The organism is Nocardiopsis alborubida, assembly GCF_012396365.1.
Taxonomy (GTDB): domain Bacteria; phylum Actinomycetota; class Actinomycetes; order Streptosporangiales; family Streptosporangiaceae; genus Nocardiopsis; species Nocardiopsis alborubida.
Genome location: NZ_JAAXPG010000009.1, coordinates 77,073 through 93,609 on the forward strand (window position 1 = coordinate 77,073; position 16,537 = coordinate 93,609).

Sequence of the window (16,537 nt, forward strand, 5' to 3'; positions counted from 1 at the left end):
GAGCCGGGCGGTGGGTCGCTCCGGAGGGCAGGGTCCGTGCTCCGGACGGCCTCGGCCGCCGGGAGCGGCTCAGTCCCCGACGGGCTCCGGTTCGGCGGCCAGCCACGCGTCCACCCCGGCCAGCAGCTCCTTGCGCAGCGACTCCGGCGCGCCCGAGCCGCGGACCGACATCCGTGCCAGCTCGGCCAGCTCCGGGTCGGAGAACCCGAGCACCTCGCGGGCGATCCGGTACTGCTCCACCAGGCGCGGCCCGAACAGCAGCGGGTCGTCGGTGCCCAGCGCGACCGGCACCCCGGCGTCGAAGAGCGTGCGCAGCGGCAGCTGCCCCAGGTCGTCGTACACCCCCAGGCCCACGTTGGAGGTCGGGCAGACCTCCAGCGTCACCCCGCGTTCGGCGATGCGCTCCACCAGCCGCGGATCCTCCACGGCCCGCACCCCGTGTCCGATCCGGTCGGCGTCCAGCACGTCCAGGCACTCGCGCACGCTGCGGGGCCCCTGGAGCTCGCCGCCGTGCGGCGCGGAGAGCAGCCCGGCCCGGCGCGCGATCCGGAACGCCCCCTCGAACTCCAGGGCGCGGCCCCGCCGCTCGTCGTTGTTCAGGCCGAACGACACCACGCCCCTGCCCGCGTACTGGCGGGCCAGGCGGGCCAGCACCTTGGCGTCCAGCGGGTGCCTGGTGCGGTTGGCCGCCACCATCAGGCCGACGTGCACGCCGGTCGCGTGCTCGGCGGCGCGGGCCGCGTCCAGGAACAGCTCCAGGGTGGCGGTGAGCCCGTCGAAGAGCGACGCGTAACCGCTCGGGTCCACCTGGATCTCCAGCCAGCCGGACCCGGCCGCGCGCTCGTCCTCGGCCGCCTCGCGCAGCAGCCGGTACACGTCCTCGGGGCTGCGCAGGACCGACCGGGCGATGTCGTACAGGCGCTGGAACCGGAACCAGCCGCGCTCGTCCGTGGCGCGGAGCTTGGGCGGCCACTCCTCGACCAGGGCCTGGGGGAGGTGGATGCCGTGCTCGGCGGCCAGCTCCACCAGGGTGGGATGGCGCATCGACCCGGTGAAGTGCAGGTGCAGGTGTGCTTTGGGCAGCCGGTCCAACCGGCGGGCGCTGGTCGGTGTCTCCATGACGTAAGCCTGCCGTATACGGCGCGCCTCCGGTGCCAGGACTCCCCACTTCGGTGCGCGGGTACCGGCCCCGTACACGCGGACGCGCCCCGGGGGACCGGTCCCCCGGGGCGCGTGAACGGAGTCGGTGACCGCGTGTCCGCCTCCGTGCCTGCCGCGGCCCGGTCCCCGCTCTCCGGGTGCCCGGACACGGGGCGAAGCGCGGCGGAGCACCGAAGCAGTGCTGCTACCTGGCCTCGGCCAGCAGCTTCTGGATGCGGCTCACGCCCTCGGCGAGGTCTTCGTCGCTGAGCGCGTAGGACAGGCGCAGGTAGCCGGGGGTGCCGAAGGCCTCACCGGGCACCACGGCGACCTCGGCCTGCTCCAGGATGAGCTCGGCCAGCTCGGTGGAGGTCCGCGGCGTCCGGCCGCGGATCTCCTTGCCCAGCACGCCCTTGACCGAGGGGTAGGCGTAGAAGGCGCCCTGCGGCTCGGGGCAGACCACGCCGTCGATCTCGTTGAGCATGCGCACGATGGTCTTGCGGCGGCGGTCGAAGGCCTCGCGCATCGTCGCCACGGCGTCCAGGTCGCCGGAGACCGCCGCCAGGGCGGCGGCCTGCGAGACGTTGGCGACGTTGGAGGTGGCGTGCGACTGGAGGTTGCCCGCGGCCTTGACCACGTCCTTGGGGCCGATGATCCACCCCACGCGCCAGCCGGTCATCGCGTAGGTCTTGGCCACGCCGTTGACGATGACGGTGCGGTCGGCGATCTCGGGCACCTCGACGGGCAGCGAGGAGAACTCGGCGTCCCCGTAGACCAGGTGCTCGTAGATCTCGTCGGTCAGCACCCACAGGCCGTGCTCGTTCGCCCAGCGGCCGATCTCGCGGACCTGCTCGCGCGGGTAAACGGCGCCGGTCGGGTTGGACGGGGAGACGAACACCAGGACCTTGGTGCGCTCGCTGCGCGCCGCCTCCAGCTGCTCCACACCGGCCAGGTAGCCGGTGCTCTCGTCGGTGACGACGAAGACCGGGACGCCGCCCGCGAGCTTGATGGACTCGGGGTAGGTGGTCCAGTACGGGGCGATGACGATGACCTCGTCGCCCGGGTCCAGCATGGCGGCGAAGGCCTCGTAGATGGCCTGCTTGCCGCCGTTGGTCACCAGGACCTGGGCGGGGTCGACCTCGTAGCCGGAGTCGCGCAGGGTCTTCTCGGCGATGGCCTTCTTGAGCTCGGGCAGGCCGCCGGCGGGCGTGTAGCGGTGGAACCGGGGCTCACGGGCGGCCTCGACGGCGGCCTCGACGATGTAGTCGGGCGTCGGGAAGTCGGGCTCTCCCGCGCCGAAGCCGATGACGGCACGGCCCTCCGCCTTCATGGCCTTGGCCTTGGCGTCCACGGCCAGGGTGGCGGACTCGGAGATCGCGCTGATACGTGCAGAGAGACGGGGTCGATCAGTCATGCGTCCCATGTTGTCATGCGCCCCTGGTCCGGGGGCGGGCGGGAAGGAGGGCGCAACCGGACGAAGAGGTCGTTTCCCCTCTCTGGCGGGACGAACGGTTTGGCCACGGCGCCCCGAGCGCATACACTCTCTCGGGTCGGCCGGTCGTGGCCCAGGTGTTACCTGGCGCACGGTGTGCGTAGCGCACCGGGACCGGCTATGGTGGGATCGCAGTTTCCGCTAAGGGCAGTGGCTCAATTGGCAGAGCACCGGTCTCCAAAACCGGCGGTTGGGGGTTCGAGTCCCTCCTGCCCTGCACCTTCGCGCGTGCGGTGCGGCGCCCCGGCGGGCGCCGCACCGCACGGGCACCGGAACTACGGGGACAAGTAGCAGCCCGCGACCCTAAGGACCCCAGGTGACTCAGACTGACGCCGACGCCAAGCCCGACAAGGAGCCCAAGCGTCGTACCGGTCCGGTGACGTTCACCAAGCAGGTCGCCGGAGAGCTGCGCAAGGTCCGCTGGCCCACGCGCCGCGAGCTGGTGACCTACACCATCGTGGTCCTCGTCTTCGTGCTGGTCGTCCTGGGATACGTCTCCCTCGTGGACTGGGGCTTCGGCGAGGCGGTCACCTGGCTGTACGGCACGTTCGGCACCCCACAGGGCGTCTGACCGCCCCTTCCGCGCCGCCCCTCCCGCAGGAGTCGGGACGCGGCCTCCTCGTCCGCGCGTTGGTCCCGGTTCGCCCGGAGAGACCGTAAGCTGGCAGAACCGGGTTCGACGTACAGCGCTGCCTCGTGTGCGTCGCCCCGAGAGCGAATCCGACGAGAGAAAGAGCAGCCGTGTCCGAGTCCCCACTGACCTCTGACGACTTCCCCGAAGAGGAGCCGGTTCAGTCGTCGGCGGAAGAGACCGGCCTGGCGGGCGAGGTGCCGGAGGACGCGACCGACGCGGTCGACACCGACAGCCCGGAGCTGACCGGTGACGCCGACGAGTCCGACGCCGCCGACGACCACGAGGGCGCCCTGGAGGAGTCCGAGAAGGAGGGCGAGGCCGCCGAGGAGGAGGCCCCCCGCCTGGACCCCGTCGAGGAGTTCAAGAACGAGCTCGTCCTGCTGCCCGGCGACTGGTACGTCGTGCACACCTACGCCGGTTACGAGAAGCGGGTCAAGGCCAACGTCGAGAGCCGCACCCAGTCCCTCAACATGGAGGAGTACATCTTCCAGGTCGAGGTGCCCGAGCACGAGGTCACCGAGGTCAAGAGCGGCAAGCGCCAGCAGGTCACCGAGAAGGTCCTGCCCGGCTACGTGCTCGTCCGCATGGACCTGACCGACGAGTCCTGGTCGGCCATCCGCAACACCCCGGGCGTCACCGGCTTCGTGGGCCTGTCCAACAAGCCCGCGCCGCTGAGCCTGACCGAGGTGGCCAAGCTCCTCGCCCCCGAGCCGGAGGTCGAGCCGGAGCAGGCGCAGCAGGCCCGTGCCGCGGGCGGCGTCGGGGAGGCCCGTATGGACGTGGCCTACGAGGTCGGCGAGTCCGTGACCGTCATGGAGGGTCCGTTCGCGACCCTGCCCGCGACGGTCAGCGAGATCAACCCCGACACCCAGAAGCTCAAGGTGCTGGTGTCGATCTTCGGCCGCGAGACGCCGGTCGAGCTGTCGTTCAACCAGGTCGCCAAGATCTAACACGTCCACACCCGGTCCCCGCCGCTCGGGCTCGGGCCCTGCGGTCGCGGAGCTCCTGTCAGGGCACTCGCGGTCCCCGCCGCTCGGGCTCGGGCCCTGCGGTCGCGGAGCGTCTGTCAGGGCACTCGCGCGAGCGGCATAGACTTGGTGGGTCCGCCCCGTGGCGGACCCACTCGCGCGCCCCGCCCCGGCGGGACGCGCCCCCGGTCCGCCCGGTCCCGGCGGGCCGACGCCCCGCGCCCGTCGAGCGCGGGGTCCCCGCCTCCTTCGGCAGCGGTTCCCCGGCCTCAGCGGCCGCGCGGTGCCGTCAGGGAGGCAACGGGACCAGAACACAACGCAGATCAGGCAAAGGACCCGATATGCCTCCGAAGAAGAAACTTGCCGCACTCGTCAAGGTGCAGCTCCCCGCCGGTCAGGCGACCCCGGCGCCGCCCGTCGGTACCGCGCTCGGTCCGCACGGCGTCAACATCATGGACTTCTGCAAGCAGTACAACGCTGCCACGGAGTCCCAGCGCGGCAACGTCATCCCCGTAGAGATCTCCATCTACGAGGACCGTTCCTTCACCTTCGTCACCAAGACGCCTCCGGCGCCGAAGCTGATCCTGAAGGCCGCCGGTCTGGACAAGGCCGCCACCGACCCGGGCCGCAGCACCGCCGGTTCCATCACCGCCGAGCAGGTCCGCGAGATCGCGCAGACCAAGCTGCCCGACCTCAACACCGGGGACATCGAGGCCGCCGCCAAGATCGTCGCCGGCACCGCCCGCTCGATGGGCATCGAGGTCAAGTAGTCCCCCGCACGGTGGCACCGGTCCGCGGAGACCGGAGCGACCGGGGACGCTCGACGTTAAAGAACCACCGTGGCAGGGCCAGGCGCTGGCCCGGTGACCACACGTTCCTCAGGAGAACAGAGTGAAGCGCAGCAAGAACCACCGCAAAGCCAGCCAGCAGGTGGACCGTGACAAGCTCTACGGCCCCGCCGAGGCCGTGAAGCTCGCCAAGGAGACCTCCACCGTCAAGTTCGACGCGACCGTCGAGGTCGCCCTGCGCCTGGGCGTCGACCCGCGCAAGGCCGACCAGATGGTCCGCGGCACCGTGAACCTGCCGAACGGCACCGGCAAGACCGCTCGGGTCCTGGTCTTCGCGACCGGTGAGCGTGCCGAGCAGGCTCTCGCGGCTGGCGCCGACATCATCGGCGACGACGAGATGATCGAGAAGGTCTCGAAGGGCTTCACCGACTTCGACGCCGTCGTGGCCACCCCGGACCTCATGGGCAAGGTCGGCCGCCTCGGCCGCGTGCTCGGTCCGCGCGGCCTGATGCCGAACCCGAAGACCGGCACCGTCACCCCCGACGTCGCCAAGGCCGTCACCGACATCAAGGGCGGCAAGATCGAGTTCCGCGTGGACCGCCACGGGAACCTGCACTTCATCATCGGCAAGGCCTCCTTCGACGACCAGAAGCTCCTGGAGAACTACCAGGCCGCGATCGACGAGGTGAACCGCCTCAAGCCGTCCGCCGCCAAGGGCCGTTACATCAAGAAGGCCGTGGTCTCCACGTCCATGGGCCCGAGCATCCCGCTCGACGCCTAGTAGCCTTCGCGGCTGCCCAGCGCAGACGAGAGCGGCCCCCGCAGTCCGAGAGGACGGCGGGGGCCGCTCCGCTTCCCGAGGGCCCCTCCGGCCGCCGCGCGGCGGCCGGAGGGGCCCGGGAGAGCCGTGCTCCGTGGACCTACATGGTGCCGATCTCGTCCTCGGCGGGGATCTCGACCGTGGTCTCGTTGAGGGCGGAGAACTCCATGGACACGTCGGACACCTCGTCCGCGAACTCCATGCGCAGCGGGAAGCCGTTGTCGTCGACCCAGACGCCGATGTCGAGGGTGCCGCTGTAGTCGGAGCCGAGCACCTGGAGGAGCGCGGCCGACTGCTCCTCGGACAGCGCCTCGTACTCCTCGCTGGTCATCGTGCCCTCGATGACCGTCGTCTCCACGCCGCCGACCTCCTCGGTGCCCGCATCCGAGACGTTCTCCAACGAGGCGATGGCGCTGGCGACCTGGGGCAGGGTCTCCACGTCGAAGACGTCCGCGGGAACGTCCCCGAGCGACTCACCGCCGCTGGTCACCCAGGGGGTGTCCCCGTACTGCCCCAGGTTGTTGGAAAGCAGGGCGTCCTGGCCCTCCGGATAGAGGATGACGCTGGTGCCGGCCTCCTCGGGGGTGAGGTCGGACACGTCCTCACCGGTCATCTCCATGAGTTCCAGCAGGTTCTCGCCGAGGGACGGCATGACCATGGTGACCTGGAGGGCCGAGGGGTCGTCGCTCACCTCGTAGACGACGGACATCTCGACCTCCCCCTCACCCAGCGCCGAGTCGGTGGTGAGGATGTCCATCGTGAGGGTGTAGTTGTCGACGCTCTGGGTGCTCTCGCCGAGCGCGGCGACCAGGTCCAGGACGCTGCCGCCGCCCTCCTCGGGCGCTTCCGCCGCCGCCTCGGTGGGCTCCTCCTCGGCGGCGCCTCCGCCGCAGGCGGTGAGGGACAGGGCGAGGGTGCCGGCGGAGATCAGGACCGGCATACGGGTCTTCACGGGGTGTTCGCCTTCTTCTTTTGTGCGGGGGACGGGCACGACTGGGAGCGGGGGTGCCCGGTGACGTCATGCTGCCACGGCGGAGGGACGTTCCGGCCCCCACCGGTTCCTCCGCACGGCCACCGCTTCGACCTCCGCCACGTCGCGGCGGTCCCGTGCCCAGGGGGGGAGTGAGCGCGATCACGGTTTCCGCCCCCCGGTCCGGAGCGGGGGCACCGAGGTGTGCGGTACGATGGGTTCTTGCCGAAGACCGCTGGTCGTCACCCGAACGGGTGACCTAAGGGCCCATCCGCGATGGGCGCCCGCGCAGGTGTCACAAGAGCTTCCCGTTCCGGATCGCGCTCCGCGCGCCGCCAGAACGCGGTCATGCCCCGTGCGCCTCGCGCCCGGGGCTTTTTCTCGTGCTGACGCCGATCGCCCGGGTCCTTGGAGTCAACCAGCGTTCAATGTTGGAAGGAGTCCCATGGCGAGGCCGGACAAGGCAGCCGCGGTCGCCGAACTCACGGGCGAGTTCCGTGAGTCGAACGGCGCCGTGCTGACCGAATACCGGGGGCTCACTGTCGCGCAGATCACTGAACTGCGTCGCAGCCTCGGCCAGAACGCGCGTTTCCGCATCGTCAAGAACACGCTGACCAAGATCGCGGTCACGGAGGCCGGTGTCGACGAGCAGGTCAAGGACCTGCTTGAAGGCCCGTCCGCCATCGCCTTCGTCCACGGTGACGTGGTCGAGGCCGCCAAGGGTCTGCGTGACTTCTCGAAGGCGAACTCGCCCCTGGTGATCAAGGGCGGTGTCATCGACGGCAAGTCGATGAGCGCCGACGACATCACCAAGCTGGCCGATCTGGAGTCCCGCGAGGTCATTCTCGCGAAGCTGGCGGGTGCGCTCAAGGCCAAGCAGGGCCAGGCCGCCGCCGTCTTCCAGGCGCTTCCCTCCAAGACTGTGCGTCTCGCGCAGGCTCTGGCGGACAAGCGCTCCCAGGAAGCCGCCTGACCGTTCTGAAACCCGCCGGGCGCCGACGGCGCCCGGACACTGACTCGCACGCGGACCCGACAGGACCGCGTGTCCGCAGAGAAAGAGAGATCGCACCATGGCGAAGCTCAGCAACGAGGACCTGCTTGCCGCGTTCGAGGAGATGACCCTTCTCGAGCTGGCCGACTTCGTGAAGCTCTTCGAGGACAAGTTCGACGTCACCGCCGCCGCTCCGGCCGCCGTGGCCGTCGCCGCCCCCGGTCAGGGCGGCGGCGCCGCCGAGGCCGAGGAGCAGAGCGAGTTCGACGTCATCCTCGAGGGCGCTGGCGACAAGAAGATCCAGGTCATCAAGGAGGTCCGCGGCCTCACGAGCCTGGGCCTCAAGGAGGCCAAGGACCTGGTCGACAACGCTCCCAAGCCGCTGCTGGAGGGCGTCAACAAGGAGACGGCCGAGAAGGCCAAGGCCGCTCTCGAGGGCGCTGGCGCCTCCGTCACCCTCAAGTAGTCCCACGCGGGCCGCTGAGCGCCCGCTGGCCTGCTTCCGGCGGCCGTCCCTCCTTCCGGGGAGGGGCGGCCGCCTTCGTGTGTCCTGGGCTCCCTCTCCGACTCCGGGCGGCCTCCCCGAGCCCGGCCGATCCGGACCGTACCGCCGTGTTCTCCGCCAGGCCGGTCCGGACCGCGCCCGCGCTGCCTTCCCGCCCCGCCGCTCCGGCCCGTGGCCGGGTCGCCCCGCCGGTGCGCTGACCTGCGGCGGGTCCGGAGTCCTTTCCCCGGGCCCCGCCGTGTCCGTCACCGCTCCTCCCGCCCCCTGTGCGAAGCTGAGGGAGATCCGGGAGGTCCCGGAACCGGGGGTGCGTGTGCGAACTGTCCCCCGGACGCGCTAATCTCCCGTCCCGGGAAACCCGCTGAGGCCCGGAGGACGTGTTTACCCGCCTGAGGCGGGGGAATCCTTCGGATGTCGTTGGCTCCCGACCCCCGGGCCAGGGCAGGCGCACCAGTCCACCGACGAGGTCGTCGGACCATCCCGGTCGGCCGGAATCCGGGCTCCTCCGCAAGGAGCGGGCTTGACGGATCGCCCTCCAGGGGTGATCCTGCCGGTGTCGTGAGTGGCGCTGTGGACCGTGAGTGGACAGCGGTGTGGTGTTCGGCTACACTGCTCTTTTGCGCTGCCCTTTGGTGATCCCTGTGCCGGTGAAGGCTACCGCCACTCCATTTTCCGGACATACGGTGGCCCGCTCCCGCACGATGTGACCGTCTCAACCGCGTTGCGGCGGTCCTTCTCGTGACGGATCGTCTGGCGTGCGCGCTTCAACCGCCACAAGCCTTCGGAAGGACCCCTGTTGGCAGCCTCGCGCAACGCCTCCGCTAACGCCCTTGGTCCGCACCGCGTTTCCTTCGCCCGTATCCAGGAACCACTGGAGGTCCCGAACCTCCTCGCCCTTCAGACCGAGTCGTTCGACTGGCTGCTGGGCAACGACAGGTGGAAGACCCGGGTTGAGACGGCCCGAAACGCTGGCCGCAAGGACGTTCCGGAGCAGTCCGGTCTCGAAGAGATCTTCGAGGAGATCAGCCCGATCGAGGACTTCTCGGGCACGATGTCCCTGTCGTTCCGCGATCACCGGTTCGAGCCGCCCAAGTACTCAGAGGATGAGTGCAAAGACAGGGACATGACCTACTCCGCCCCGATGTTCGTCACGGCGGAGTTCATCAACAACGACACCGGTGAGATCAAGAGCCAGACGGTGTTCATGGGCGACTTCCCGCTCATGACCGAGACGGGCACCTTCATCATCAACGGCACCGAGCGCGTCGTCGTGTCCCAGCTGGTGCGCTCTCCGGGCGTGTACTTCGACAAGTCCGTCGACAAGACCTCGGACAAGGACCTCTTCGGCTGCAAGGTCATCCCGTCCCGCGGCGCCTGGCTGGAGTTCGAGGTCGACAAGCGCGACTTCGTCGGCGTCCGCATCGACCGCAAGCGCAAGCAGGGCGTCACCGTCCTGCTCAAGGCCCTGGGCTGGACCACCGACCAGATCCTGGAGCGCTTCGGCCAGTACGAGTCCATCCGCAACACGCTTGAGAAGGACCCCACCGCGGGTACCGACGACGCGCTGCTGGACATCTACCGCAAGCTGCGCCCCGGAGAGCCGCCCACGAAGGAGTCGGCCCAGGCGCTGCTGGAGAACCTGTACTTCAACCCCAAGCGCTACGACCTGGCCAAGGTCGGCCGCTACAAGATCAACAAGAAGCTCGGTCTCGACACCGACTACACGCAGGGCACGCTGACCGAAGAGGACATCGTCGCCACGATCGACTACATCGTCCGCCTGCACGCGGGTGAGATCGAGAAGGAGACCGCCATCGGTCTCCGCCGGATCGAGACCGACGACATCGACCACTTCGGCAACCGCCGCCTGCGCACCGTCGGCGAGCTCATCCAGAACCAGGTCCGCCTGGGCCTGGCCCGCATGGAGCGCGTGGTCCGCGAGCGGATGACCACCCAGGACGTCGAGGCGATCACGCCGCAGACCCTGATCAACATCCGCCCCGTCGTGGCCTCCATCAAGGAGTTCTTCGGCACCTCGCAGCTGTCGCAGTTCATGGGCCAGACCAACCCGCTGGAGGGCCTGACGCACAAGCGCCGCCTCTCGGCCCTGGGCCCGGGCGGTCTGTCCCGTGAGCGCGCGGGCTTCGAGGTCCGAGACGTGCACCCCTCGCACTACGGCCGCATGTGCCCGATCGAGACCCCCGAGGGACCGAACATCGGTCTGATCGGCTCGCTCGCCGCCTACGGCCGGGTCAACTCCTTCGGCTTCGTGGAGACCCCGTACCGCCGCATCATCGACGGCAAGGTCTCCGACCAGGTCGACTACCTGACCGCGGACGAGGAGGACCTCTACGTCATCGCGCAGGCCAACACACCGATGAACCCCGACGGCTCCTTCGCCGAGGCCGGTGTGCTCGTCCGCCGCAAGGGCGGTGAGTTCGAGCAGGTCAGCACGGACGAGGTCGACTACATGGACGTGTCGCCGCGCCAGATGGTGTCGGTCGCCACCGCCATGATCCCGTTCCTGGAGCACGACGACGCCAACCGCGCCCTCATGGGCTCGAACATGCAGCGCCAGGCCGTGCCGCTGCTGACGGCCGAGTCGCCGTTCGTCGGCACCGGCATGGAGTACCGCGCCGCCACCGACGCCGGTGAGGTCGTCCTGGCGCAGAAGGCCGGTGTCGTCGAGGACGTCACCGCCGACTACGTCACCGTCATGGCCGACGACGGCACGCGCAAGACGTACCGCATGGGCAAGTTCCAGCGCTCCAACCAGGGCACCTGCTTCAACCAGCGGCCGATCGTGGCCGAGGGCCAGCGGGTCGAGGAGCGCCAGGTCCTCGCGGACGGCCCCTCCACCGACCAGGGCGAGATGTCGCTGGGCAAGAACCTGCTCGTGGCGTACATGTCCTGGGAGGGCCACAACTACGAGGACGCGATCATCCTCTCCCAGCGCCTGGTGCAGGACGACGTCCTGTCCTCGATCCACATCGAGGAGCACGAGGTCGACGCCCGCGACACCAAGCTGGGCCCGGAGGAGATCACCCGCGAGATCCCCAACGTCAGCGAGGAGGTCCTGGCCGACCTCGACGACCGGGGCATCATCCGCATCGGCGCCGAGGTCGTGGACGGCGACATCCTCGTCGGCAAGGTCACGCCCAAGGGCGAGACCGAGCTGACCCCGGAGGAGCGCCTGCTGCGCGCGATCTTCGGTGAGAAGGCGCGCGAGGTCCGCGACACCTCGCTCAAGGTGCCGCACGGCGAGACCGGCAAGGTCATCGGCGTCCGCGTGTTCAGCCGTGAGGAGGGCGACGAGCTCGCCCCCGGCGTCAACGAGATGGTCCGCGTCTACGTGGCCCAGAAGCGCAAGATCACCGACGGTGACAAGCTCGCCGGCCGCCACGGCAACAAGGGCGTCATCTCCAAGATCCTGCCCCAGGAGGACATGCCCTTCCTGGAGGACGGGACGCCGGTCGACATCATCCTCAACCCGCTGGGCGTGCCCGGCCGTATGAACGTCGGCCAGGTCCTGGAGGTCCACCTGGGCTGGCTGGCCAAGAACGGCTGGCTGGTCGAGGGCGTCGAGGAGGAGTGGCAGAAGTCGCTGGAGGCCATCGGCGCCACCGACGTGCCGCCGGGCTCCCGCGTGGCCACGCCGGTCTTCGACGGCCTGCACGGTGACGAGCTCAGCGGCCTGATCAGGTCGGTGCGCCCCAACGCGGACGGCAACCGCCTGATCAACGAGGACGGCAAGGCCCGTCTGTTCGACGGCCGCACCGGCGAACCCTTCGCCGAGCCGATCTCCGTCGGCTACAAGTACATCCTCAAGCTCCACCACCTCGTGGACGACAAGATCCACGCGCGCTCCACCGGCCCGTACTCCATGATCACCCAGCAGCCGCTGGGCGGTAAGGCGCAGTTCGGCGGCCAGCGCTTCGGTGAGATGGAGGTGTGGGCGCTGGAGGCCTACGGCGCCGCCTACGCCCTCCAGGAGCTGCTCACCATCAAGTCCGACGACGTGGTGGGCCGGGTCAAGGTCTACGAGGCCATCGTCAAGGGCGAGAACATCCCCGAACCGGGCATCCCTGAGTCCTTCAAGGTGCTCATCAAGGAGATGCAGTCGCTCTGTCTGAACGTGGAGGTGCTGTCCAGTGACGGTATGTCCATCGAGATGCGGGACAGCGACGAGGACGTCTTCCGCGCGGCGGAAGAACTGGGAATCGACCTGGGTCGGCGGGAGCCGAGCAGTGTCGAAGAGGTCTAACTTCCGCATTCTTCGAGAGCAGGGGACGAATTAAGTGCTCGACGTCAACTTCTTCGACGAGCTGCGCATCGGCCTGGCCACGGCCGACGACATCCGCCAGTGGTCGCACGGCGAGGTCAAGAAGCCCGAGACCATCAACTACCGCACCCTCAAGCCCGAGAAGGACGGACTCTTCTGCGAGAAGATCTTCGGTCCGACCCGCGACTGGGAGTGCTACTGCGGCAAGTACAAGCGCGTCCGCTTCAAGGGCATCATCTGTGAGCGCTGCGGCGTCGAGGTGACCCGTGCCAAGGTGCGCCGTGAGCGGATGGGCCACATCGAGCTGGCCGCTCCCGTCACGCACATCTGGTACTTCAAGGGCGTGCCCTCCCGCCTGGGCTACCTGCTGGACCTGGCGCCGAAGGATCTAGAGAAGATCATCTACTTCGCCGCCTACATGGTCACGTGGGTGGACACCGAGGCCCGTGAGCGCGACCTCCAGTCCCTGGAGGCGCGGATCTCGGTCGAGAAGCAGCACCTGGAGCAGCGCCGCGACTCCACCGTCGAGGACCGCCACCGCAAGCTGGAGGCCGACCTCGCCGAGCTGGAGGAGCAGGGCGCCAAGGGCGACGCCCGCCGCAAGGTGCGCGAGGGCGCCGAGCGCGAGATGCGCCAGCTGCGCGACCGCGCCCAGCGCGAGATCGACCGCCTCGACGAGGTCTGGAACCGGTTCAAGAACCTCAAGGTCCAGGACCTCGAGGGCGACGAGATGCTCTACCGCGAGATGCGGGACCGCTTCGGCAAGTACTTCCGCGGCGGCATGGGCGCTCAGGCCATCCAGGACCGGCTGGCCAACTTCGAGCTGGACGTGGAGGCCGAGAGGCTCCGCGAGATCATCCGCACCGGCAAGGGCCAGAAGAAGGCCCGCGCCCTGAAGCGGCTCAAGGTCGTCTCGGCGTTCCTCAACACCACCAACAGCCCCATGGGCATGGTGCTGGACTGCATCCCGGTCATCCCGCCGGACCTGCGTCCGATGGTGCAGCTGGACGGTGGCCGCTTCGCGACCTCCGACCTCAACGACCTGTACCGCCGTGTCATCAACCGCAACAACCGCCTCAAGCGGCTGCTGGACCTCGGCGCGCCCGAGATCATCGTCAACAACGAGAAGCGGATGCTCCAGGAGGCCGTCGACGCGCTGTTCGACAACGGCCGCCGGGGCCGCCCGGTCACCGGACCGGGCAACCGTCCGCTCAAGTCGCTGTCCGACATGCTCAAGGGCAAGCAGGGCCGCTTCCGCCAGAACCTGCTGGGCAAGCGCGTCGACTACTCCGGCCGTTCGGTCATCGTCGTCGGTCCGCAGCTCAAGCTGCACCAGTGCGGCCTGCCCAAGCAGATGGCGCTGGAGCTGTTCAAGCCGTTCGTGATGAAGCGCCTGGTCGACCTGAACCACGCGCAGAACATCAAGAGCGCCAAGCGCATGGTCGAGCGGTCCCGCCCGGTCGTGTGGGACGTCCTCGAAGAGGTCATCACCGAGCACCCGGTTCTGCTCAACCGCGCCCCGACGCTGCACCGCCTGGGCATCCAGGCCTTCGAGCCGCAGCTGGTCGAGGGCAAGGCCATCCAGATCCACCCGCTCGTGTGCACGGCGTTCAACGCCGACTTCGACGGCGACCAGATGGCCGTGCACCTGCCGCTGTCCGCCGAGGCCCAGGCCGAGGCGCGGCTGCTGATGCTGGCCACCAACAACATCCTCAAGCCGTCCGACGGCAAGCCCGTGACCATGCCCACCCAGGACATGATCATCGGCCTGTTCTACCTGACGACGGAGAAGGCCGGAGCCAAGGGCGAGGGACGCTCGTTCCTCTCCCCGGCCGAGGGCATCATGGCCTACGACCTGGGGGACCTCGACCTCCAGGCGAGGATCAAGCTGCGGATCGCCGACGGCGCTCCCGGTCCCAAGGACTGGACGCCGCCGGAGGGCTGGACGCCGGGGGAGCCGTACACCCTGGAGACCACCCTGGGCCGGTACCTCTTCAACGAGACCACCCCGGTCGACTACCCGTACGTCAACTTCCAGGTGGGCAAGAAGCAGGTCTCGACGCTGGTCAACGACCTCGCCGAGAACTACCCCAAGGTCCAGGTCGCCACGACGCTGGACGCCCTCAAGGACGCCGGTTACCACTGGGCCACCCGGTCCGGTCTGACCATCGGCATCGAGGACGTCGTCGCGCCGCCGCGCAAGACCGAGATCCTGGAGGGGTACGAGCGCAAGGCGGACAAGATCCAGCGCGAGTACGACCGCGGTCTCATCACCGACGACGAGCGCCGTCAGGAGCTCACCGAGGTGTGGACCCAGGCCACCACCGAGGTCGCCCAGGACATGGAGGCCAACTTCCCCGCCGACAACCCGGTGTGGATGATGGTCCAGTCCGGCGCCCGAGGCAACCCGATGCAGGTGCGCCAGATCGCGGGTATCCGCGGCCTGGTCTCCAACACCAAGGGTGAGACGATCCCGCGCCCGATCAAGTCCTCCTACCGCGAGGGCCTGTCCGTGCTGGAGTACTTCATCTCCACGCACGGCCAGCGCAAGGGTCTGGCCGACACCGCCCTGCGTACCGCCGACTCGGGTTACCTGACCCGTCGTCTGGTGGACGTGGCACAGGACGTCATCGTCCGCGAGATCGACTGCGGCACCGAGCGCTCGCTCTGGCACGAGATCGGCGAGAAGAACGCCGCCGGCGTCGTCGTGCGCAAGCACAACGTCGAGAACACCGGTTTCGGCCGGACCATCGCCGAGGACACGCTGGACGCCGAGGGCAAGGTCGTCCTCCCCGCCCTGAGCGACACCTCCGAGCAGAACATCGACAAGCTGATCGCGGCCGGGATCACCCGGGTCCGTGTGCGCTCGTCGCTGGTCTGCGAGGCCAAGATCGGCGTCTGCACCACCTGCTACGGCCGCTCCATGGCGACCGGCAAGCCGGTGGACGTCGGTGAGGCGATCGGTATCATCGCGGCCCAGTCCATCGGTGAGCCCGGCACCCAGCTGACCATGCGTACCTTCCACATGGGCGGTTCGGCCGGTCAGGACATCACCCACGGTCTGCCCCGTGTCCAGGAGCTCTTCGAGGCCCGCGTCCCCAAGGGTGTGGCCCCGATCTCCGAGATGGAGGGCCGGATCCGGATCGACGACACCGAGAAGAGCCGCAAGATCGTCGTCATCCCCGACGACGGCACGGACGAGATCGCCTACCCGGTGCCGATGCGCGCCCAGCTGCTCGTCACCGACGGCGACCACGTCAAGGTCGGCCAGCAGCTGATCCAGGGTGCGATCAACCCGCACGAGGTCCTGCGCATCCAGGGACCGCGCGCGGTGCAGCAGCACCTGGTGTCCGAGGTCCAGGAGGTGTACAAGTCGCAGGGTGTGTCCATCCACGACAAGCACATCGAGATCATCGTTCGCCAGATGCTCAAGCGGGTGAACATCCTGGAGTCGGGCGACACCGAGCTGCTGCCCGGTGAGATGGTCGAGCGTCCGAAGTTCGAGCGGATCAACCGCCGCGTCGTGTCCGAGGGCGGCCAGCCCGCGGCCGGGCGCCCGGTGCTGCTGGGTATCACCAAGGCCTCTCTGGCCACGGAGTCCTGGCTGTCCGCGGCCTCCTTCCAGGAGACCACCCGGGTGCTCACCGAGAACGCGATCCACGGCAAGAGCGACCCGCTCCTCGGCCTCAAGGAGAACGTCATCATCGGTAAGCTCATCCCGGCCGGTACCGGTATTCCGCAGTACCGCAACATCCGGGTGGAGCCGACCGAGGAGGCCAAGGCCTCGATGTACTCGGTCTCCGGGTACGAGGAGCCGAGCGAGTACACCTTCGGACAGGGTTCGGGCGAGGCCGTTCCGCTGGAGGAGTACGACTTCGGGCCGTACAACCGGTAGAAGCGGTTTGCTGGACTGACGGCGGCGGTATGCCACCCCTCGCGGGGGGTGG

General features: G+C 69.0%; 11 protein-coding genes and 1 tRNA gene. 9 read left to right on the top strand and 3 right to left on the bottom strand.

Annotation, left to right across the window (positions count from 1 at the left end):
- Window positions 1-69 precede the first annotated feature (69 nt).
- Window positions 70-1,119, bottom strand: a complete 1,050-nt coding sequence (locus tag HGB44_RS11475; RefSeq protein ID WP_061079586.1) for an adenosine deaminase — start codon at window positions 1,117-1,119, stop codon at window positions 70-72.
- Window positions 1,120-1,345: 226 nt separating this feature from the next.
- Window positions 1,346-2,554 (bottom strand): pyridoxal phosphate-dependent aminotransferase, encoded by a 1,209-nt coding sequence (locus tag HGB44_RS11480; RefSeq protein WP_210751496.1) that lies wholly within the window; start codon window positions 2,552-2,554, stop codon window positions 1,346-1,348.
- A 222-nt stretch (window positions 2,555-2,776) separates the two neighbouring features.
- On the opposite strand from HGB44_RS11480, the gene HGB44_RS11485 reads away from it, so the two are divergent.
- The 5 genes from HGB44_RS11485 to rplA all read left to right on the top strand — a co-directional run bounded on the left by HGB44_RS11485 (window position 2,777) and on the right by rplA (window position 5,803).
- Window positions 2,777-2,849, top strand: a tRNA-Trp gene (locus HGB44_RS11485).
- 99 nt (window positions 2,850-2,948) lie between these two features.
- A complete protein-coding gene (gene secE / locus HGB44_RS11490) occupies window positions 2,949-3,203 on the top strand; it encodes a preprotein translocase subunit SecE (protein ID WP_013156096.1) in 255 nt (84 codons plus the stop codon).
- 170 nt (window positions 3,204-3,373) lie between these two features.
- Window positions 3,374-4,216, top strand: coding sequence for a transcription termination/antitermination protein NusG (nusG, locus tag HGB44_RS11495; protein WP_061079588.1), 843 nt, complete (start codon window positions 3,374-3,376; stop codon window positions 4,214-4,216).
- Between the two features lie 359 nt (window positions 4,217-4,575).
- Window positions 4,576-5,004 (top strand): 50S ribosomal protein L11, encoded by a 429-nt coding sequence (rplK, locus tag HGB44_RS11500; RefSeq protein WP_061079589.1) that lies wholly within the window; start codon window positions 4,576-4,578, stop codon window positions 5,002-5,004.
- Between the two features lie 121 nt (window positions 5,005-5,125).
- Window positions 5,126-5,803, top strand: coding sequence for a 50S ribosomal protein L1 (gene rplA / locus HGB44_RS11505; RefSeq protein ID WP_061079590.1), 678 nt, complete (start codon window positions 5,126-5,128; stop codon window positions 5,801-5,803).
- Window positions 5,804-5,942: 139 nt separating this feature from the next.
- Here rplA and HGB44_RS11510 read toward each other — a convergent pair whose 3' ends face one another.
- The gene (locus tag HGB44_RS11510; RefSeq protein ID WP_231972355.1) at window positions 5,943-6,794 is read right to left on the bottom strand and encodes a LolA-like protein; all 852 of its coding nucleotides are present in this window, start codon (window positions 6,792-6,794) and stop codon (window positions 5,943-5,945) included.
- Window positions 6,795-7,257: 463 nt separating this feature from the next.
- Between HGB44_RS11510 and rplJ the strand changes: the two genes are divergently transcribed.
- The 4 genes from rplJ to HGB44_RS11530 all read left to right on the top strand — a co-directional run bounded on the left by rplJ (window position 7,258) and on the right by HGB44_RS11530 (window position 16,485).
- Entirely contained in the window at window positions 7,258-7,785 is a 528-nt protein-coding gene (gene rplJ, locus HGB44_RS11515) for a 50S ribosomal protein L10 (RefSeq protein ID WP_061079592.1), read from the top strand.
- Window positions 7,786-7,882: 97 nt separating this feature from the next.
- Window positions 7,883-8,269 carry a 50S ribosomal protein L7/L12 gene (rplL, locus tag HGB44_RS11520; protein ID WP_061079593.1) on the top strand — a complete coding sequence of 129 codons (387 nt, stop codon included), beginning with the start codon at window positions 7,883-7,885 and terminating at the stop codon, window positions 8,267-8,269.
- 835 nt (window positions 8,270-9,104) lie between these two features.
- A complete protein-coding gene (gene rpoB / locus HGB44_RS11525; protein WP_061079594.1) occupies window positions 9,105-12,572 on the top strand; it encodes a DNA-directed RNA polymerase subunit beta in 3,468 nt (1,155 codons plus the stop codon).
- A 34-nt stretch (window positions 12,573-12,606) separates the two neighbouring features.
- Window positions 12,607-16,485 carry a DNA-directed RNA polymerase subunit beta' gene (locus tag HGB44_RS11530; protein ID WP_061079595.1) on the top strand — a complete coding sequence of 1,293 codons (3,879 nt, stop codon included), beginning with the start codon at window positions 12,607-12,609 and terminating at the stop codon, window positions 16,483-16,485.
- Window positions 16,486-16,537 lie beyond the last annotated feature (52 nt).

What these genes read in the sequence shown, in the direction of transcription:
- HGB44_RS11475 (WP_061079586.1), bottom strand. Translation starts at nt 1,119, where the DNA reads ATGGAGACACCGACCAGCGCCCGCCGGTTGGACCGGCTGCCCAAAGCA.
- HGB44_RS11480 (WP_210751496.1), bottom strand. Translation starts at nt 2,554, where the DNA reads ATGACTGATCGACCCCGTCTCTCTGCACGTATCAGCGCGATCTCCGAG.
- rplK (WP_061079589.1), top strand. Translation starts at nt 4,576, where the DNA reads ATGCCTCCGAAGAAGAAACTTGCCGCACTCGTCAAGGTGCAGCTCCCC.
- rplJ (WP_061079592.1), top strand. Translation starts at nt 7,258, where the DNA reads ATGGCGAGGCCGGACAAGGCAGCCGCGGTCGCCGAACTCACGGGCGAG.
- rplL (WP_061079593.1), top strand. Translation starts at nt 7,883, where the DNA reads ATGGCGAAGCTCAGCAACGAGGACCTGCTTGCCGCGTTCGAGGAGATG.